We start from the raw sequence: 19762 nt of genomic DNA, 5'->3' as shown, positions 1-19762 counted from the left end.
CTCAGGATCGTTATCTGAGCCCCAGGGATCGCGGAAAAAATGAATCGCCGAACGCTAGGTATCTTGCTCGCGGGCGGACTGCTCGCCGCCACGGCCGTGCTGGCAAGCCCGGTCGCGGCCAGCCTCGGCAGGTACAGCGAGGCGGACAGCATCCGGTTCAGCTGGAGTCGCACCACCGGCGTGAACGACTATCTTGACGAAACGTGATGGGCGGTCCGGGGCCATGACACTCCGGATAATTTCGTCGAACGACTGCTGAGCATCCCCGTCAGAGCGGTCGCACGGGGCGCAGGTGCGGGCTTCGAAGCCAGGGTTTCCCAGGGCACCGGCCTGCCACTGCCCGAGAGCTGGAGCATCGCTACGGCGAAGAATTCGCCGTTCATCACGTCGGTCTACGCCGAGACCCCGCGCGATCTCGCGGCTGTGCTCGGCTTCTATCGCGCCGAGCTCGGCAAGCGTGGCTGGATCGAGACGGTGGTCGAACCGGACCGGGCCGTGATCACCTTCACGACGGCCCGTGGTCCGGTCCTGCTCCGGCTTTCCCGTCAGGACGACAGGACAATCGCCGAACTTTCGCTGCGCAAGCCGGGTATCGCGGATGCCGGCCTCCTGCCGAGGCCGAGGCAGGCAAAGCTGATGCTCGGCAACAAGTCGGACGAGGCGGCGGTCATCACCGTCGCCGACCAAACCGTCAAGCTGGCGGCGCACGCCGGCGAGAAACTGGCGCACTCCGACTCCGCCGCAGCCGAAATACCGGACAGCCAAAAGATCGATCTGCCGCCCGGCAAGTACAAGGTCACCCTCAAGGTCGAGGGCGGCACGGTCCAGATCCGGGAGTTCGAGGTCGCGGCCAACGAGACCTGGGGCCTGCTGGCCGGCACGGACGGCGTCCTGCTGCCGATGCGGCTTTATTGAAGCGCATCGGCCTCTAGCCGTTCGCAAACTCCGGCTGCCAATCGCGCAGTTTTCGCGCTGCGCCGGTGACGTCCGAGATGTTCGGAAATGCCCCCGCCTCCACCATCATCGCCCTCGCCAGCCGCACCGCGCGCGCCTCGCTGATCGCCCGCCTCCGCGGGTCCTCGATCAGCTCGAAGTCGATGTTGTGGGCCAGGCCGAAGATACGGCGGAGGGTTTTGGCGGCAGCGAAGCCGACGGTGTCAGTGAATAGCCGCTGCATGTAAGCCTGCCGCTCGGCTTCCAGGCATGCAGCGCCCTTCTCGCCGGCAAAGAGCGATGCCGGATAGGCATCGCCGGTGGCGCCAGCGCGCCAGAGATCGAGGAACTTGCGGGCGAACTCGTTCCAGACCTGCTCGACCGTCTCCAGTACCCAGCTTTCGAACGCCTGCCGCTCACCCGGCGTGCGCTCGTGGCCGGCGGAGGCGAAATAGGCCATCAGGAGGTTCGCAAGCACGGCGCCGACGTCGAATCCCATCGGGCCGTAGAACGCGAATTCGGGGTCGATCACCCGCGTTTGGCTCTCCGTCACCATGATCGAGCCGGTGTGGAGATCGCCGTGGAGCAGCGCCTCGGGACTTGCCATGAACTTCAGCTTCAGCCGGGAGATCGCGACATGCAGCTCCATGTCATCGCGCAGCCCTGCGGCCAGGCGGTCGAGATAAGGCGCAGTCCACCGGTTCTGCTCGGCAATGCGGTAGGGATCGGTGAAGATCAGGTCCTCGGTGATCTTGCAGAGCGCGTGGTTGCCGGCAAAGGCGGCGATGCCCTGCTTCTTCTCGGCCGCCGACAGCGCGAGGTCGGAGGTGAAGAACAGGGTGCGCGCCATGAAGGTGGTGATGTCGTCCACGAAACCGGGATATTGCGTTGCGGCGACCATCCCCTTGCGCATGATGGTGTGGGGCTCAAGCAGCTCCATTACCGTCAGCGCCAGCGTCTCGTTGTGGTGCAGCAGCGCCGGCACGAGACCGGGCGCGAGCTGGGCCTGCTTCGACAAGGCGAGATATTCGTAATGGGCCCGCGACAGCGGCAGCGGCCAGCTCTCGCCGACGAGGCGGACGTAGGGCAGCGCCTGCTTCACCGCGACGCCGCCGCGCGCGCCCTTGACGATGAAGACGAGATTGAGATTGCCGTCGCCGACCTCGGTGATGACCCAGGCGGCTGGCTCGCCGCCGATGAGTGCCTTCAGGTCGGATATGCCCGCGAGATGGTCCCGCAAGGCCGCCTCATGCAGAATCCGGTAGTCCCCCACTTCGGCCATGACGATCCCACCCCATGGTATTTGAGCATGATCTTATCGGAAAACCGCTTCGCACGTTTCCGGATCATGCTCTTGGCATGGCCGGATCGTTACTCCCGCTCAAGGAAGCTCGAGCCGATCTCGGCCTTTCTTTTGATGGGATCGTAATCACAATAGACGCTGTCCGCCACCAGCGTGTAGCTGGCGCTGACGGTGTATTTGTCCAGCTTGACCGAGTTCAGGCCGATCACCGAGGTGCTCTTGCCCCCGTTCCATCGAAACGGCGTCGAGCTCTTGGCCTGCTCGCAGGCCATCACGGCTTCGTTGAAGACAGAGCCCTCGACGAACGCCTTCAGCGTTCGGACCTGCACGGCCATCTTCCACTCGAAATAGCCGATGGCGCCAAGGCCGGCGACGATCAACACCAGAAGCGCGATGACGATCCGCTGAAAAGTCATTCGTTTCCCCCAAAACAATATTGCCGGCAAAAACGTCTAGAACGGCATTCCCATCAATTTGGACAAGCGCTCGATCGAAAGATAGCCGGCATGATAGGCCGCGATGCCGATCCCGTAGATGATCGCCGAGATGATCGTGGTCCAGATCAGCTTGCCTCTCATCCGCGTCAGGACCGGTGCGCCGGGGTCGGTGCCGGGCGCGCCGACGCCGTCCTCGTGCTGGCTGCGCACGCCGAACGGCAGCGTCAGAAACAGCGCGATCCACCAGATGACGAAGTAGATCGCAAGCGCGGTCGATATCTGGATGGCCATGATCCGGCGCCCTACGCCTGCTCGATTTCGACCAGCGCCCCGGAAAAATCCTTCGGGTGCAGGAACAGCACCGGCTTGCCGTGGGCGCCGATCTTCGGCACGCCGTCGCCGAGCACCCGCGCGCCCTCCTTCACCAGCGTGTCACGCGAGGCGATGATGTCGACGACCTCGTAGCAGATATGGTGGATGCCGCCGTCGGCATTGCGCTCGAGGAACTTCGCGATCGGCGAGGCCTCGCCGAGCGGCTCGATGAACTCGATCTTGGTATTGGGCAGCGTCGCGAACACGGTGGTGACGCCATGCTCGGGCAGCGCGACCGCCTCCGAGATCTGCGCCCCGAACGCCGCGCCATAGATCTTCGCGGACTTGACGGCGTCCTTGGTCGCGATCGCGACGTGGTTGAGGCGACCCAGCATGTTTCTTCTCCCTCAGCGCATGATCCGAAGACCATGCTCAACTACACCGTCAGGACGTGTACCAGACAGGGGGGCTTTTTGCCCCAATGTTCGTTGATGACGGCCCGGACAGCGCGTCGCACCGACTCAGCCAGCGCATCCGCATCGCGGCGGCGGGCCTTCGGCAGGCCCTCGATGGTGGAGACCACGGCATCGAAGACGAGGTCGTCGAAGGGCTCGCCGTCCCGGTTCTTCTCGGGAATGCCGACGAGATCGACCTCGGGATCGTCGGCAAGCTCGCCCTGCTCCGTCATCGCGACCGCGACGAAGGCGCAGCCGGAGAAAGCCATGCGGCGGCGCTCGACCACGGCGCGGGACTTGGAGTCCTCCAAGATCGTGCCGTCCTTGTAGATCCGGCCGGAGGGCACCTCGCCGATGATGCCGGGATCACCCGGGCCGAGCTTGATCAGGTCGCCGTTGCGAACGACCAGGACGCGCGGCACGCCGGCGGCGCGCGCGAGCTTGGCATGCTCGTTCAGGTGCAGCGCCTCGCCATGGACGGGGATCAGGAGCTGCGGCTTGGTCCAGGCGATCATGTCGCGCAATTCGTCGCGGCGGGGATGGCCGGAGACGTGGACCAGATGGTCGCGGTCGGTAAGGACCTCGACGCCCTGCAGCACCAGATTGTTGATGATCGAGCCGACGGCCTTCTCGTTGCCCGGGATGGTGCGCGAGGAGAAGATCACGCTGTCGCCGCGGTTGAGCGTGATCTCGGGATGGTCGTCATTGGCGATGCGCGCCAGTGCCGCGCGCGGCTCGCCCTGGCTGCCGGTGCACAGCGCCAGCACCTTGTCCTGCGGAAGATGGCCGTAGACCTCGGGCGAGCGGAAGTTCTGCACGCCGTCGAGATAACCGGTCTCGCGCGCGACCTGCACCACGCGCTCCATGGCGCGGCCGACCACGACGACCTCGCGATCGGCAGCCCTGGCCGCGGCAGCGACGGCCTTGATGCGCGCGACGTTGGAGGCGAAGGTCGTCACCGCGACGCGGCCCTTGGCGGCCTTGACCAGATCGATGATGGTTCGCGCGACCTCGGCTTCCGAGGGCGAGCGGCCGTCACGCACGGCGTTGGTGGAATCGCCGATCAGGGCGAGCACGCCCTCCTCGCCCAGTTCCCGTAGCCGCTTCTCGTCGGTCGGGCTGCCGAGCGTCGGGGTCGGGTCGATCTTCCAGTCGCCGGTGTGCAGCACCGTGCCGACGTCAGTGTGGATCGCCAGCGCGTGCGCTTCCGGGATCGAATGCGCGACGGGAATGAACTCGACGTTGAACGGCCCGATATCGACGCGGCCGCCCGACGGCACCACCGTCACCGGGATTTTCGGCGCGTTGCGCTCGGCGGCGCATTTGGCCTCGAACAGCGCCGCGCTGAACTGCGTGGCATAGATCGGGCATTTCAGCTTCGGCCAGAGGTCGATGATGGCGCCGAAATGGTCCTCATGGGCGTGGGTCAGCACGAGACCCATCAGGTTCTTGCGTTCCTTCTCCAGGAAGCTGATGTCGGGCATGATCAGGTCGATGCCCGGCAGATGCTCCTCGTCGCCGAAGGAGACGCCGAGATCGACCGCCAGCCAGGCGCGCTGCTGGCGGTTGCCGAGGCCGTAGATCGACAAATTCATGCCGATCTCGCCGACGCCGCCGAGCGGCGCAAATACCAGTTCGTCAGGCTTCGCCATCACGCAGCTCCCACGGAGGCGGCCGAGCCGAAGAACACCTCGCCGGCCGCCACCGGCAGGCGTCGGCCGTCAACGGTGCGGACGATCAGGCAGCCGGTGTCGTCGATGGTGTCGAAAATGCCTTCCAGCGTCATCGTTCCCGTGTTGATCGCGACCCGTTCGCCGAGGCCGCAGGCGCGCTCCAGCCAGAGTTTGCGGATCTCCGCAAAGCCGCGGCCATTGTCCCAGATGCCGAGGAACTCGACCCAGGCGTCCGACAGCGCCGAGAACAGCTCTTCCGCGCTGATCTGGACGCCGAGCGCGGCCAGTGACACGGCTGGCGTCGGCGTACCCTCCGGCGCCGCCACGACGTTGGTGCCGATGCCGACCACGACGGCGAGACGATCGCCGATGGCCTCGGCTTCGAGCCCAATGCCGACCAGCTTCTTGCCGCCCGCGAGGACGTCATTCGGCCATTTCAGGGCGTATCTGGGCCTGTCAGGACCAAGCCGGAGCGCGGCCTCGAGGCTGACCTTCTCCAGCGCCGCCTCTTCCGCAAGCCCCGCCGCAAACCCGATGGTGGCGGCAACCGCAGGCGCAATATCCAGCACCTCGAGGACGCTGGCGGCGAGATTGCCCTTTGGCGCGATCCAGGCGCGCTGGCGCCGGCCACGACCGGCGGTCTGGTCGGAGGTGACGAACCACATCGGGCCGCGTTCGCCGGCCCGCGCGTGCTCGATGGCGTCGGTGTTGGTCGAGCCGGTCCGTTCGAAAGCTGCGAGCTTGTAGCCCGCCGAGAGTGCGCGAGGACCGAGCGCGAACCCCATCCTAAAACAGCGACTTTGCCGCGGCGGAGGCGACGCTCACCACCGGGCCCGCGAACAGCGCGAAGAGGATGTTGAACAGGCCAAAGACAGCCAGCACAGTCTTCACCTCGACGCGCACCGGATCGACCTGACCGGCCGGCTCGTCGAAGTACATCGTCTTGACGATGGTCAGGTAGTAGTAGGCGCCCACGACGCTGGTCAACACGCCGATGACGGCGAGCGTGAACAGGTTCGCCTTGATGGCGGCGACGAAGACGTACCATTTGGCGAAGAAGCCGGCGAGCGGCGGGATTCCGGCGAGCGAAAACAGCAGCATCGCGAACATGAAGGCGAGCAGCGGATTGGTCCGCGACAGACCGGCGAAATCGCTGATCTTCTCGACGGCCTGGCCGTTGCGCTTCATCGCCAGAATGACCGAGAACGAGCCGAGCGTCATCGCCACATAGATCACGATGTACATCAAGACGCCCTGCGCGCCCTCGACGGTGCCGGAGGCGAGGCCGACCAGGGCAAAGCCCATGTGGCCGATCGAGGAATAAGCCATCAGGCGCTTGATGTTGGACTGGCCGATCGCGGCGAAAGAGCCGAGCGCCATCGAGGCGATCGCCACGAACACCAGGATCTGCTGCCACTGCGAGACGATGCCGGGGAACGCGGTCAGCGTGACGCGCGTGAAAACGGCGAGCGCGGCCACCTTCGGCGCCGAGGCGAAGAAGGCGGTGACCGGCGTCGGCGCGCCCTCGTAGACGTCAGGCGTCCACATGTGGAACGGCACGGCCGAGACCTTGAAGCAGAGGCCGGCGAGCAGGAAGACCAGGCCGAACACCAGGCCGATATTCGAGACCGTCGCGGCCGCCGCGATGCCGGTGAAGCTGACCGTGCCGGTGAAGCCGTAGACCAGCGAGGAACCGTAGAGCAGCATGCCCGAGGACAGCGCGCCGAGCACGAAGTACTTCAGGCCGGCTTCGGTCGACTTGGCGTTGTCGCGGTTCGAGGCCGCCACGACATAGAGCGCGAGCGACATCAGCTCGAGGCCGAGATAGAGCGAGATCAAGTCGCCGGCCGAGATCAGCACCATCATGCCGAGCGTCGAGAGCAGCACCAGGATCGCGTATTCGAAGATCCGGCGCGACGGGTCCGACAGGAACTCGGTCGACAGCACCAGCGTCACCGCCGAGCCGATCAGGGCCAGGATCTTCATGAAGCGGGCAAAATCGTCGACGATGAAGCTGCCGCCGAAGGTGACGTGCTTGCCCGCAGGCTGTGCGTAGACGAGCACGCCGACCACGACCAGCAGCAGGACCGAAAGCGTCGTGACGGTCTTGGTGGTCTCCTGCCCGCGATAGGCCCCCAGCATCAAGAGTGCCATGGCGCCGACCGCGAGCACAATCTCGGGCAGCACCGGCGCCAGTTGATAACCTGCAGTCTCAAAGCTCATGGCGATATCCTGACCTGCCCGATCACTGGAGCAGTGCGGCGGCCTTCACGGCCGTCACAGCGGTGTTGTAATTATTGACGAGTTGCTGGACCGAGACTGCCGACATGTCGAGCACCGGCTTCGGATAGACGCCGAACAGGATCGTCAGCGCGATCAGCGGGAACAGCGTCACGCACTCGCGGAAAGTGAGATCCTTCATGCTCGCCAGCGACGGCTTGACCAGCGCCCCGAACACGACCTTGCGGTACAGCCACAGCGCGTAGCAGGCCGACAGGATCACGCCGAAGGTCGCGAAGAACGCGGTCGGGATCGAGACCTTGAAGGTGCCGAGCAGCGTCATGAACTCGCCGACGAAGCCGGAGGTGCCGGGCAGACCGACATTGGCCATGGTGAAGATCATGAAGGTCAGCGCGTAGAGCGGCATCCGGTTGACGAGGCCGCCATAGGCCGCGATCTCGCGGGTGTGCATGCGGTCGTAGACGATGCCGACGCAGAGGAACAGCGCGCCGGAGACGATGCCGTGCGAGATCATCTGGAACACGCCGCCGGCGACGCCCTGCATGGTGCCGGCGAAGATGCCCATGGTGACGAAGCCCATATGCGCCACTGACGAGTACGCGATCAGCTTCTTCATGTCCTCCTGCATCAGCGCCACCAGCGAGGTGTAGATGATCGCAATCGCGGAGAGCGTGAAGATCAGCGGCGCGAAGTCGTGCGAGGCCAGGGGGAACATCGGCAGCGAGAAGCGCAGGAAGCCATAGCCGCCCATCTTCAGCAGGATCGCGGCCAGAACCACCGAGCCCGCGGTCGGCGCCTCGACGTGGGCGTCGGGGAGCCAGGTGTGCACCGGCCACATCGGCATCTTCACCGCGAACGACGCGAAGAAGGCGAGCCACGCCCAGGTCTGCAGGGATCGCGGCACGGCGGTGTGCATCAGGGTCGGGATGTCGGTGGTGCCGCCGTTCCAGTACAGCGCCATGATGGCGAGCAGCATCAGCACCGAGCCGAGCAGCGTGTAAAGGAAGAACTTGAACGACGCGTAGACCCGGCGCGGACCGCCCCAGACGCCGATGATCAGGAACATCGGGATCAGGCCGCCCTCGAAGAACAGGTAGAACAGCACGAGATCGAGCGCCGAGAAGGTGCCGATCATCAGCGTTTCCAGGATCAGGAACGCCATCATGTATTCGCGGACGCGGTTGGTGATCGCCTTCCAGCTCGCGATGATGCAGAACGGCATGATGGCGGTGGTCAGGATCACCAGCGGCAGCGAGATGCCGTCGACGCCCATGTGGTAGGTGATGCCGGTGGCGAGCCAGTTCGCCTTCTCGACGAACTGGAAGTCGGCGCTCGACGGATCGAAGCGCATCACCAGGATCACCGACACCGCGAAGGTGATCAGCGTGGTCCACAGCGCGATCCAGCGCGCATTGCGCCGAGCCGCCTCGTCATCGCCTCGGCTGAGATAGACGATCAGCGCGCCAACCAGCGGCAGGAACGTCGTGACCGAAAGGATTGGCCAGGTTGTCATTTACTGGCCTCCAAAGCCGAACATGAACCAGGTGATCAGGCCGGCGGCGCCGATCAGCATGGCGAACGCGTAGTGATAGAGATAGCCGGTCTGGATCTTCACCACGTTGCGGGTGACGTCCAGCACGCGGGCCGAGATACCGTCGGGACCGAGACCGTCGATGATGAAGCCATCGCCCTTCTTCCAGAGCTGATAGCCGATCCACTTCGCCGGACGGACGAAGATGACCTCGTAGAGCTCGTCGAAGTACCATTTGTTGAGCAGGAACTGGTACAGCATCGGCTGCGTGTTCGCGAGCTCGACCGGCAGATACGGCCGGCGGATGTAGAACAGATACGACACCAGGAAGCCCAGCACCATCATCACCGTCGGCAGGATGGCGATGGTCTCGGGGATGTGGTGCATCTCCTCGATGATGTGCGGGTTCATCTTCACGGACTCGCGGAAGAACTCCTCGACGCCGTGACCGGCGAACAGCTCCTTGAACGGGAAGCCCGCGACGATCGAGCCGACCGCGAGAACGCCGATCGGGATCAGTATCCAGAGCGGAGCCTCATGCGCGGCCTCGTAGTGATGCTCGTCATGGGGCTCGCCGTGGAAGGTCTTGAAGATCAGGCGCCAGGAGTAGAACGAGGTCAGGCCGGCGGCGACGACCGTCATCAGGAAGCCGTACATCGCGAACGGATTATGCGAGGCGTAGGCGGACTCGATGATGGCGTCCTTGGAGAAATAGCCCGCCGTGAGCGGGAAGCCCGTGAGCGCCAGCGTGCCGATCACCATCACCGCATAGGTGTAGGGGATCTTGCGCCAGAGGCCGCCCATGTTGCGGATGTCCTGCTCGTGGTGCATCGCGTAGATCACCGAGCCGGAACCCAAGAACAGCAGCGCCTTGAAGAAGGCGTGCGTGAACAGGTGGAACATGCCGACCGAATAGGCCCCTGCTCCCATCGCCACGAACATGTAGYCGAGCTGCGAACAGGTCGAGTACGCGACGATGCGCTTGATGTCGTTCTGGACGAGGCCGATGGTCGCGGCGAAGAACGCCGTGGTGGCGCCGAAGAACATCACGACGGCCTGCGCGTTCGGGGCGAGTTCGAACAGCGGCGACAGGCGCGCCACCATGAACACGCCGGCGGTGACCATGGTCGCCGCGTGGATCAGCGCGGAGACCGGGGTCGGGCCTTCCATCGCGTCCGGCAACCAGGTGTGCAGCAGGAACTGCGCCGACTTGCCCATCGCGCCCATGAACAGCAGGAGGCAGGTCAGGGTCAGCGCGTCGGCGTGCCAGCCGAGGAAGTCGATGGTCTTGCCGGTCAGGCTCGGAGCTGCATGGAAGATGGTCTCGAAATCGGTCGAGCTCGTCAGCATGAAGATCGCGAAAATGCCGAGCGCGAAGCCGAAATCGCCGACGCGGTTGACCACGAAGGCCTTGATCGCCGCCGCGTTCGCCGACGGCTTCTGGTACCAGAAGCCGATCAGGAGATAGCTCGCGAGACCCACGCCTTCCCAGCCGAAGAACAGCTGCACGAGGTTGTCGGCCGTCACCAGCATCAGCATGGCGAAGGTGAACAGCGAGAGATAGCCGAAGAAGCGCGGCCGATACGGATCCTCGYCCATGTAGCCGATGGAATAGAGGTGCACGAGCGAGGACACGGTCGTCACCACCACCAGCATCACGGCGGTGAGCGTGTCGACCCGCAGCGTCCAGTAGACCTGGAGGTCGCCAGACATGATCCAGGGCAACAGCGGAATGCGCATGTCGTGGTGCATGAAGCCGACATCGACCAGCGTCATCCAGGACAGCGCCGCCGAGACGAACAGCAGCGCGGTCGTGATCAGCTCGGCGCCCCGCGAGCCCGCGGCCGGCGGCTCGACCGGGCCATGGCCATGGTCATCGGGAGCGTGATCGTCGTGACCATGGTCGTCATGGGCCGCCGACGCATGCGCGTCGCCGTGGCCATGATCGCCGTGATGCTCGACCGCGTCGCCCGAGGGGTGGCGGGCATGCGCGCCGAACAGCGCGATCAGGCCAGCAAGGATGGCGCCCAGCAGAGGCAGAAAGACAATCGCCTGAACCATGACTGAGCTCAGCCCTTCATCAGATTGACGTCCTCAACCGCGATCGAGCCGCGGTTGCGGAAATAGACCACCAGGATGGCGAGACCGATCGCGGCTTCCGCAGCCGCAACCGTCAGCACCAGCAATGCGAAGACCTGGCCGACGATGTCGCCGAGGAAGGTCGAGAATGCGACGAGGTTGATGTTGACCGAGAGCAGGATCAGCTCGATCGACATCAGGATGACGATGATGTTCTTGCGGTTCAGGAAGATGCCGAGGATCCCGAGCGTGAACAGGATCGCGCCGACCGCCAGATAATGTCCGAGCCCGATCGTCATTTCACCCACTCCGCCGCGTCGCTGTCCTGGAGCCCCTGCCCCGACGCCACCTTGCGCATCGCCATCGCCATCTCGGGCGTGCGTGCATTCTGAACGTTGATGTCCTGCCGCTTCACGTTCGCCTTGTGGCGCAGCGTCAGCACGATGGCGCCGATCATGGCGACCAGCAGCACCATGCCCGCGAGCTGGAAGTAGTGGATGTACTTCGTATAGAGCACGAGCCCGAGCGCCTCGGTGTTGCTGACATTGGTCGGGATCGCCGCCGTGATCGTCTTGGAGACGCCGGGGTTGATGACCCAGAAGCCGACGGTGAGCAGCAGTTCGAACAGGAAGATGCCGCCGATCACGAGGCCCACCGGCAGGTACTCGATGAAGCCCTCGCGCAGCTCGAGGAAGTCGACGTCGAGCATCATGATCACGAACAGGAACAGCACCGCGACGGCGCCGACATAGACGACGATCAGGATCATCGCGAGGAATTCGGCGCCCATCAGCACGAACAGGCCGGAGGCGTTGACGAAGGCCAGGATCAGGTACAGCACGGAGTGCACGGGATTGCGCGAGACAATCACCATCACCRCCGACGCGACACAAACGCCGGCGAAGAGATAGAAGAACAGCGCGGGAAGGATCATGCTCTCATCTCACCGGTACGGCGCGTCGAGCTCGATCGCTTTCGCGATCTCGCGTTCCCAGCGGTCGCCATTGGCGAGCAGCTTGGCCTTGTCATAGAACAGTTCCTCGCGGGTCTCGGTCGCGAATTCGAAGTTCGGACCTTCGACGATGGCGTCGACCGGACAGGCCTCCTGGCAGAGGCCGCAATAAATGCACTTCACCATGTCGATGTCGTAGCGCACGGTGCGGCGGGTGCCGTCGTTGCGGCGCGGGCCGGCCTCGATGGTGATGGCCTGCGCCGGGCAAATGGCTTCGCACAGCTTGCAGGCGATGCAGCGCTCTTCGCCGTTCGGATAGCGGCGCAGCGCATGCTCGCCGCGGAAGCGCGGCGAGATCGGGCCCTTCTCGAAGGGATAGTTCAGCGTCGGCTTCGGCTGGAAGAAATAGCGCATGGCGAGGAAGAACGCCGAGACGAATTCCGACAGCAGGAGCGAGCGTGCAGTGGCGTTGATGTTGATACCCATGACGGYCCTCACTTCGGCGCGATGCCGGCGAAATGCAGCACACCGGCCACCACGACCACCATCGCCAGCGACAGCGGCAGGAACACCTTCCAGCCGAGGCGCATCAATTGGTCGTAGCGGTAGCGCGGCACGATCGCCTTTGCCATCGCGAACAGGAAGAACATGAAGAACACTTTGAGCGAGAACCAGATGATCCCCGGCACCCAGTTGAAGGGCGGCAGATCCACCGGCGGCAGCCAGCCTCCGAGGAACAGGATCGTCGCCAGCGCGCACATCGTGACGATCGCGACATACTCGCCGAGCATGAACAGCAGATACGGCGTCGAGCCGTATTCGACCATGAAGCCGGCGACGAGCTCTGATTCAGCTTCCACGAGGTCGAACGGCGGACGGTTGGTTTCCGCCAGCGCCGAGACGTAGAAGATCACGAACATCGGGAACAGCGGCCACACATACCAGTTCAGGATGGTGAGCTGCGGCAACCCGATCAGGCTGGCGAGGCCACGGGCATGCTGGGCCTCGACCACGGCCGACAGGTTCAGCGTGCCGGCGCAGAGCAGCACGGTGATGATGACGAAGCCGATCGAGACCTCGTAGGACACCATCTGCGCCGCCGAGCGCAGCGCGGCCAGGAACGGGTATTTCGAGTTCGACGACCAGCCGGCCATGATGATGCCGTAGATCGACAGCGACGAGATCGCGAAGATGAAGAGCACGCCGACATTGATGTCGGAGATCACCCAGCCGAGATTGGTCGGGATCACCGCCCAAGCGGCGAGAGCGAGCACGCAGGACACCAGCGGCGCCAGCAGGAATACGCCCTTGTTGGCGCCGGACGGGATGATCGGCTCCTTGAGCACGAACTTCAGCAGGTCCGCGAAGGACTGCAGCAGGCCCCAGGGGCCGACCACGTTCGGGCCGCGGCGGATCTGCACTGCCGCCCAGATCTTGCGGTCGGCAAGCAGGATGTAGGCGATCGCGACCAGCAGGACGACGAGCACCAGGACGCTCTCCGCGACCATGATGATCAGCGGCCAGAGGAAACCGGTCCAGAATGCGCTTTCGAAGAATTCCATCGGCTCACTCCGCTGCGGTCAGCATCTGCCCGGAGGCAAGCCGCGAGCATTCCGCCATCACGGCGGATGCACGCGCGATTGGGTTGGTCAAATAGAAGTCCTCGATCGCCGGCTTGAACGGCGCCTTCTCCGGCGAGCCGCCCTTCCCCGCCAGCTTCTTGATCTGGTCGGCGGCGCCGGCTTCGATCTGGTCGAGACGGATCAGGTGCGGCACGGCCTTGAAGATCGCCTGGCGGAGCGCCGACAGCGAGTCATAGCCGAGCTTCTTGCCGAGCGCCTCCGACAGCGCGCGCACGATCGCCCAGTCCTCGCGGGCTTCGCCCGGCGGGAACGCGGCACGGCCGGTCATCTGCACGCGGCCTTCGGTGTTGACGTAGATCGCGGACTTCTCGGTGTAGGCAGCCGACGGCAGGATCACGTCGGCGCGATGCGCGCCGCGGTCACCATGGGTGCCGATATAGACGACGAAGGTGCCGTCCGACGGCTTGATCTCGTCGGCGCCGAGCAGGAACAGCAGGTCCAGCGTGCCGAAGGTCGTCATCTGCGCCGCGTTCAGCCCACCTGCCGTGGCGGAGAAGCCGATATCGAGCGCACCAACGCGCGAGGCGGTCTCGTGCAGCACGCCGAAGCCGTTCCAGCCGTCCTTCACCGCACCGACATCGAGCGCGAGCTTGGCGGCGGCGGCGAGAATGGCAGCGCCGTCGTGACGCGAGGCCGCGCCTGCGCCGACCAGGATGATCGGGTTCTTGGCGTTCTTCAGCACGTCCATGAAGGAGTGCTTGCCGGCCGCGAGCCCGCCGAGCGTGTCGGTGCCTGCACCCAGATGATCATAGTCGTAGGTCAGGTCGACCTTGGCGCCGATCACGCCGACCTTGAAGCCGCCGGCGCGCCAGCGCTTGCGGATGCGGGCGTTGAACACGGCCGCTTCCTTGCGCGGATTGGCGCCGATGATGAGCAGCGCATCGGCCTGCTCGACGCCGACCAGCGTCGGATTGAAGATGTAGGAGCCGCGGCCGAGCGCGGGATCGAAGGCGTCGCCGCCCTGCACCGCCAGATTGCCCGAGCCGTACTTGGCGAGCAGGTCCTTCAGCGCGAACATCTCTTCGACGCCGGCGAGGTCGCCGGCGATCGCGCCGATGCGCTTGCCGTCGGTGCGCGCCGCTTTCGCGGCGATCGCGGCAAAGGCTTCCGGCCAGCTCGCCGCACGCAGCTTGCCGGCTTCGCGGATATAGGGCCGGTCGAGACGCTGGGTGCGCAGGCCGTCGACGACGTGACGGGTCTTGTCGGAGATCCACTCCTCGTTCACGGCCTCGTTGATGCGCGGCAGCACGCGCATCACCTCACGACCGCGGGTGTCGACGCGGATCGCCGAGCCGAGGCCGTCCATCACGTCGATCGACTGGGTCTTGCCGAGCTCCCACGGGCGCGCCGCAAAAGCATAGGGCTTCGAGGTCAGCGCGCCGACCGGGCAGATGTCGACGAGATTGCCCTGCAATTCCGACGTCAGCGCGTGCTCGAGATAGGTCGTGATCTCCATGTCCTCGCCGCGGCCGGTGGCGCCCATCTCGGGCGCGCCGGCGACTTCCGCCGAGAAGCGGACGCATCGCGTGCACTGGATGCAGCGGTTCATCGAGGTCTTGACCAGCGCGCCGAGGTACTTGTCCTCGACGGCGCGCTTGTTCTCGGCGAAGCGGCTGGTGTCGACACCATAGCCCATCGCCTGGTCCTGAAGGTCGCACTCGCCGCCCTGGTCGCAGATCGGGCAGTCCAACGGATGGTTGATGAGAAGGAATTCCATCACGCCTTCGCGCGCCTTCTTCACCATCGGCGACCGCGTGGAGATTTCCGGCGGCTCGCCCTTGGGGCCCGGACGGCAATCGCGCACGCCCCAGGCGCAGCTTGCGACCGGCTTCGGGCCGCCCTTCACTTCGACGAGGCACATCCGGCAATTGCCGGCGATCGACAGCCGCTCGTGATAGCAGAAGCGCGGAATCTCGGCGCCCGCAGCTTCGCACGCCTGGAGCAGCGTGTACTCGGCGGGGACATCGATCTCTTTTCCGTCGATGATGAGCTTGGTCATTCTCTCTACTCCGCCGCGACCATGTTCACGGGATCGCGGACGCCGATATCGTCGATGTCAGCCTTGTGCGAATACTGGTCGATGCGCGCTTCGATCTCGTGACGGAAATGCGCGATCAGGCCCTGGATCGGCCAGGCGGCTGCGTCGCCGAGCGCGCAGATGGTGTGGCCTTCGACCTGCTTCGTGACTTCGAGCAGCATGTCGATCTCGCGCTTGTGGGCGCGACCGTCGGCCATGCGGGTCAAGACGCGCCACATCCAGCCGGTGCCCTCGCGGCACGGCGTGCACTGACCACAACTCTCGTGCTTGTAGAAATAGGAGATGCGGGCGATGGAGCGGATCAGGTCGGTCGACTTGTCCATCACGATCACGGCCGCGGTGCCGAGGCCCGAGCGCAGCTTGCTCAGGGAGTCGAAATCCATCGGCGTATCGATGATCTGTTCGGCCGGCACCATGCGCACCGAGGAGCCACCGGGGATCACGGCCTTGAGGTTGTCCCAGCCGCCGCGGATGCCGCCGCAATGCTTCTCGATCAGCTCACGGAACGGAATGCCCATGGCCTCTTCGACGTTGCAGGGCCGCTCGACATGGCCGGAGATGCAGAAGAGCTTGGTGCCGACATTGTTCGGACGGCCGATGCCGGCGAACCAGGCCGCGCCGCGGCGCAGGATGTCGGGCGCAACCGCGATCGACTCGACGTTGTTGACGGTGGTCGGGCAGCCGAACAGGCCGACATTGGCCGGGAACGGCGGCTTCAGGCGCGGCTGGCCCTTCTTGCCTTCGAGGCTTTCGAGCAGCGCGGTCTCCTCGCCGCAGATATAGGCGCCGGCGCCATGCGCGACGTAGATGTCGAACGGCCAGCCGTTGACATTGTCCTTGCCGACGAGCTTCGCCTCATAGGCCTGGTCGATCGCGGCCTGGAGATGCTCGCGCTCGCGGATGAACTCGCCGCGGACATAGATGTAGCAGGCATGCGCGTTCATCGCGCAGCTCGCGATCAGGCAGCCTTCGATCAGGAGATGCGGATCGTGCCGCATGATCTCGCGATCCTTGCAGGTACCGGGCTCGGATTCGTCGGCGTTGACGACGAGATAGCTCGGCCGTCCGTCGGTCGATTCCTTCGGCATGAACGACCATTTCAGGCCGGTCGGGAAGCCGGCGCCACCGCGCCCGCGCAGGCCCGACGCCTTCATCTCGTTGATGATCCAGTCACGGCCCTTGTCGATGATATTCTTCGTACCATCCCAGGCGCCGCGGCGCCGCGCGCCCTCGAGCCCCCAGTCGTGGAGGCCGTAGAGGTTCTTGAAGATGCGGTCCTTGTCCTCGAGCATTTCAGTGCTTTCCGATCAACGATTGGACTGCTTGTAGGCAAGTCCGGCGGCGCAGACGGCGAAAGTCAGCGCCCAGAGTAGGCTGCTCTCCTGCGTCGCGTTCATCACGAAGCGCTGCAGCAGGAACATGAAGGCGGCCGCGACCGCGGCGTGCATGGCGACGAAGCCCCACTTGTTCACGGCCTCGTTCCCTCCAATTGCGGGGAGATCACGCATCAGGTGATCTCCTTCAGCGTGGTCGGCCCACCCGTCGGCGCCGAGAACTGGCGGCCGTTCTGCGGACCGGGCTTCGGCGGATTGCCCGAGGCGAAGCCGTCGAGCACCTTGCCAAAGGTTTCCTTGGTCAAATCCTCATAGGTGTCCTTGCCGATCAGCACCATCGGCGCATTCACGCAGGCACCGAGACATTCCACCTCTTCCCAGCTGAAATTGCCGTCCTTGGAGAGATGGAACGGCTCGTGGTGGATGCGGTGCTCGCAGACGTGGATGAGATCCTCGGCGCCGCGCAGGCGGCACGGCGTTGTGCCGCAGACCTGGACGTGGGCCTTCTTGCCGACGGGGGCGAGTTGGAACATCGTGTAGAAGGTCGCGACTTCGAGCACGCGGATATAGGGCATGTCGAGCAGATCGGCGACGGYGCGGATCGCGGCTTCCGACACCCAGCCGTCGTGCTGTTCCTGGACGCGCCAGAGGATGGCGATGACAGCGGAGGCTTGCCGGCCGGCCGGATATTTCGCGATCTGCTGCTTGGCGAACGCGAGGTTCTCCTCCGTGAACGCAAAGCTCGCGGGCTGGACTTCCTTCGGTGCTAATCGGCGAACGGACATCTCTTATCTCTCACTGCATACGGCGCGCGGTTTTCGCATTCAGGGCATCGATCCTGTCCTGCCAGAATGCGCTTGCGGTGCCGAAAACGTTGTAGCCGACGTGGGTCGAGACCTTGATGCGGTCGAGGATCGACAGCTCGGTCACGGTCTCCATCCGGTTGCTGCGCGGATCGAACACGATCAGCTTCAGCGGCGTCTGTTCGAGGATAAAGCGCGACACCGCGTGGCTGCGATCGCTGCCGTGCTCCTCGCACATGATGACGCTGTCGGTCTCAAGCAGCCGTGCGCCGCCCTTGATCGCCTCGATCTCGACGCCCTCGACGTCGAGCTTGATCAGGTACTTGCCGTGGGCCGCCACCTTGCCGTCGTCGATGAGATTGTCGAGCGCGAGAACCGGCACGTCCTCACCGCCCGCCGACGGTGCGCCAGCGATGCTGAAGGCCTCATGCTTGGTGCCTGACAGCCGCGCGGTACCGCGCGCCGCGCCGATCGCGCATTTCAGCGTCTCGAAGCGGTTGCCGTTGACGCGAGCGTTGTTGGCAAGCTTCGGATAGTTCTGCCCCGACGGCTCGATCGCGATCGCCTTGTGCGATCCGAACGGCTTGCTCGACACCAGCACCGACCAGTAGCCGTAATTGGCGCCGCAATCGAGCAGCGTGTAGTCGACGTCGATGGAGTCGGCGAACAGGACCTCCAGCTCGTCCTCGTAATTGTAGGAGCGGTTGAGCAGCTTGCTCCAATAACCGTCGCCGTAGGGGAATTCGAACACGGCGTCGGGATTGAGCCTGATCGCGATGTTGCGCTCGGGCAGCGTCTTCCGCAGCAGGTTCGCGCAGGCGATGTAGCCCATGTGCGAGAAGTGCGAGGAGATCTTCGATCCCGTCACCAGCGCCAAGGCAGCCGTCCGCTCCCACAGGTTGGCCCCTTCAAGGGCCCCCGAGGCACGGTCAAACTGGATTGGCGCCTGCGCCATCACCGATCGACCTCTCCGAACACGATGTCGAGCGAGCCGAGGATCGCCGAGACGTCGGCGAGCAGATGGCCGCGGCAGATGTGGTCCATCGCCTGAAGATGCGCAAAGCCCGGCGCGCGGATCTTGCACTTGTAGGGCTTGTTGGTGCCATCGGAGATCAGATAGACGCCGAACTCGCCCTTCGGCGCCTCGACCGCGGTGTAGACTTCGCCCGCCGGCACGTGGACGCCTTCGGTGTAGAGCTTGAAGTGATGGATCAGCGCTTCCATCGAGCGCTTCATCTCGCCGCGGCGCGGCGGCGCGACCTTGTTGTCTTCGACGACGACAGGCCCCTTCCCGTCGGCTGCGTTCAGCTTCTGGATGCACTGCTTCATGATGCGCACGGACTGGCGCATCTCTTCCATGCGGATCAGGTAGCGATCGTAGCAGTCGCCGTTCTTGCCGATCGGGATGTCGAAATCCATCTCGGCGTAGCACTCATAGGGCTGCGACTTGCGCAGGTCCCAGGCCGCGCCCGAGCCGCGCACCATGACGCCCGAGAAGCCCCACTCCCAGGCTTCCTTGAGCGGCACCACGCCGATGTCGACGTTGCGCTGCTTGAAGATGCGGTTGGCGGTGAGGAGACGATCGAGGTCGTCAACGACCTTCAGGAACGGATCGCACCAGGCCTCGATGTCGTCGACCAGCTTCTGCGGCAGGTCCTGATGCACGCCGCCGACGCGGAAGAAGGCTGCATGCATACGGCTGCCCGAGGCGCGCTCGTAGAACACCATCAGCTTTTCGCGCTCTTCAAAGCCCCACAGCGGCGGGGTCAGCGCGCCGACGTCCATCGCCTGCGTGGTGACGTTGAGCAGATGCGACAGGATGCGGCCGATCTCGCAATAAAGCACGCGGATCAGCTGGCCGCGGCGCGGCACCTCGATGCCGAGCAGCTTCTCAGCCGCCATGCAGAAGGCGTGCTCCTGGTTCATCGGCGCGACGTAGTCGAGCCGGTCGAAATACGGGATCGCCTGCAGATAGGTCTTCTGCTCGATCAGCTTCTCGGTGCCGCGGTGAAGCAGGCCGATATGGGG

The 19762-nt window shown here is 64.7% G+C and carries 21 protein-coding genes; 2 read left to right on the top strand and 19 right to left on the bottom strand.

What is annotated here, in order from left to right:
- Nucleotides 1–39: 39 nt before the first annotated feature.
- The gene (locus AB4Z51_RS30935) at nt 40–207 is read left to right on the top strand and encodes a hypothetical protein (RefSeq protein WP_244623428.1); all 168 of its coding nucleotides are present in this window, start codon (nt 40–42) and stop codon (nt 205–207) included.
- A gap of 216 nt (nt 208–423) precedes the next feature.
- Nucleotides 424–915, top strand: a complete 492-nt coding sequence (locus AB4Z51_RS30930; RefSeq protein ID WP_244623427.1) for a hypothetical protein — start codon at nt 424–426, stop codon at nt 913–915.
- A gap of 13 nt (nt 916–928) precedes the next feature.
- Here the strand turns inward: AB4Z51_RS30930 and mtnK are convergent, their stop codons facing one another.
- The 19 genes from mtnK to AB4Z51_RS30835 all read right to left on the bottom strand — a co-directional run.
- A complete protein-coding gene (gene mtnK / locus AB4Z51_RS30925; RefSeq protein WP_135216791.1) occupies nt 929–2215 on the bottom strand; it encodes an S-methyl-5-thioribose kinase in 1287 nt (428 codons plus the stop codon).
- 89 nt (nt 2216–2304) lie between these two features.
- Complete coding sequence (locus AB4Z51_RS30920) at nt 2305–2652, bottom strand: hypothetical protein (RefSeq protein WP_135216790.1); 348 nt, start codon at nt 2650–2652, stop codon at nt 2305–2307.
- 36 nt (nt 2653–2688) lie between these two features.
- The gene (locus tag AB4Z51_RS30915) at nt 2689–2964 is read right to left on the bottom strand and encodes a DUF1467 family protein (RefSeq protein ID WP_038943027.1); all 276 of its coding nucleotides are present in this window, start codon (nt 2962–2964) and stop codon (nt 2689–2691) included.
- An 11-nt stretch (nt 2965–2975) separates the two neighbouring features.
- Nucleotides 2976–3380, bottom strand: a complete 405-nt coding sequence (gene mce / locus AB4Z51_RS30910; RefSeq protein ID WP_028149063.1) for a methylmalonyl-CoA epimerase — start codon at nt 3378–3380, stop codon at nt 2976–2978.
- A gap of 41 nt (nt 3381–3421) precedes the next feature.
- Nucleotides 3422–5092 (bottom strand): ribonuclease J, encoded by a 1671-nt coding sequence (locus AB4Z51_RS30905; protein WP_135216789.1) that lies wholly within the window; start codon nt 5090–5092, stop codon nt 3422–3424.
- Nucleotides 5092–5898: a biotin--[acetyl-CoA-carboxylase] ligase gene (locus tag AB4Z51_RS30900; RefSeq protein ID WP_135216788.1), complete on the bottom strand. Its 807-nt coding sequence runs from the start codon at nt 5896–5898 to the stop codon at nt 5092–5094. Before AB4Z51_RS30900 ends, AB4Z51_RS30905 begins: the two co-directional genes overlap by 1 nt.
- A 1-nt stretch (nt 5899) precedes the next feature.
- Nucleotides 5900–7336 carry an NADH-quinone oxidoreductase subunit NuoN gene (gene nuoN / locus AB4Z51_RS30895; RefSeq protein WP_063982984.1) on the bottom strand — a complete coding sequence of 479 codons (1437 nt, stop codon included), beginning with the start codon at nt 7334–7336 and terminating at the stop codon, nt 5900–5902.
- Between the two features lie 22 nt (nt 7337–7358).
- Nucleotides 7359–8867: an NADH-quinone oxidoreductase subunit M gene (locus AB4Z51_RS30890; protein ID WP_135216787.1), complete on the bottom strand. Its 1509-nt coding sequence runs from the start codon at nt 8865–8867 to the stop codon at nt 7359–7361.
- Entirely contained in the window at nt 8868–10946 is a 2079-nt protein-coding gene (gene nuoL / locus AB4Z51_RS30885; protein WP_441498667.1) for an NADH-quinone oxidoreductase subunit L, read from the bottom strand.
- Nucleotides 10947–10954: 8 nt separating this feature from the next.
- Entirely contained in the window at nt 10955–11263 is a 309-nt protein-coding gene (nuoK, locus tag AB4Z51_RS30880; protein ID WP_008547737.1) for an NADH-quinone oxidoreductase subunit NuoK, read from the bottom strand.
- The gene (locus AB4Z51_RS30875; protein WP_441498666.1) at nt 11260–11898 is read right to left on the bottom strand and encodes an NADH-quinone oxidoreductase subunit J; all 639 of its coding nucleotides are present in this window, start codon (nt 11896–11898) and stop codon (nt 11260–11262) included. Before AB4Z51_RS30875 ends, nuoK begins: the two co-directional genes overlap by 4 nt.
- A 9-nt stretch (nt 11899–11907) precedes the next feature.
- The gene (gene nuoI / locus AB4Z51_RS30870; protein ID WP_027529879.1) at nt 11908–12396 is read right to left on the bottom strand and encodes an NADH-quinone oxidoreductase subunit NuoI; all 489 of its coding nucleotides are present in this window, start codon (nt 12394–12396) and stop codon (nt 11908–11910) included.
- Between the two features lie 14 nt (nt 12397–12410).
- Nucleotides 12411–13478 carry an NADH-quinone oxidoreductase subunit NuoH gene (gene nuoH / locus AB4Z51_RS30865; RefSeq protein ID WP_063982981.1) on the bottom strand — a complete coding sequence of 356 codons (1068 nt, stop codon included), beginning with the start codon at nt 13476–13478 and terminating at the stop codon, nt 12411–12413.
- A 4-nt stretch (nt 13479–13482) separates the two neighbouring features.
- The gene (gene nuoG, locus AB4Z51_RS30860; protein WP_135216785.1) at nt 13483–15558 is read right to left on the bottom strand and encodes an NADH-quinone oxidoreductase subunit NuoG; all 2076 of its coding nucleotides are present in this window, start codon (nt 15556–15558) and stop codon (nt 13483–13485) included.
- A gap of 5 nt (nt 15559–15563) precedes the next feature.
- Nucleotides 15564–16889, bottom strand: a complete 1326-nt coding sequence (gene nuoF, locus AB4Z51_RS30855; protein ID WP_014494861.1) for an NADH-quinone oxidoreductase subunit NuoF — start codon at nt 16887–16889, stop codon at nt 15564–15566.
- Between the two features lie 15 nt (nt 16890–16904).
- Nucleotides 16905–17105, bottom strand: a complete 201-nt coding sequence (locus AB4Z51_RS30850) for a hypothetical protein (protein WP_028149053.1) — start codon at nt 17103–17105, stop codon at nt 16905–16907.
- Nucleotides 17105–17716 (bottom strand): NADH-quinone oxidoreductase subunit NuoE, encoded by a 612-nt coding sequence (gene nuoE / locus AB4Z51_RS30845; RefSeq protein WP_441498665.1) that lies wholly within the window; start codon nt 17714–17716, stop codon nt 17105–17107. The genes AB4Z51_RS30850 and nuoE overlap by 1 nt, the downstream gene beginning before the upstream one ends.
- Before the next feature lie 10 nt (nt 17717–17726).
- Nucleotides 17727–18689 carry an FkbM family methyltransferase gene (locus tag AB4Z51_RS30840; RefSeq protein WP_028149051.1) on the bottom strand — a complete coding sequence of 321 codons (963 nt, stop codon included), beginning with the start codon at nt 18687–18689 and terminating at the stop codon, nt 17727–17729.
- The coding region (locus AB4Z51_RS30835; protein WP_441498664.1) for an NADH-quinone oxidoreductase subunit D at nt 18689–19762 on the bottom strand (1074 nt) is incomplete at its 5' end. The genes AB4Z51_RS30835 and AB4Z51_RS30840, both read right to left, overlap by 1 nt.

This window comes from Bradyrhizobium sp. 2TAF36, assembly GCF_052114925.1.
GTDB lineage: Bacteria > Pseudomonadota > Alphaproteobacteria > Rhizobiales > Xanthobacteraceae > Bradyrhizobium > Bradyrhizobium barranii.
Note: the sequence above shows the minus strand (reverse complement) of the source record. Positions and strands in the feature narration are given on the sequence as shown.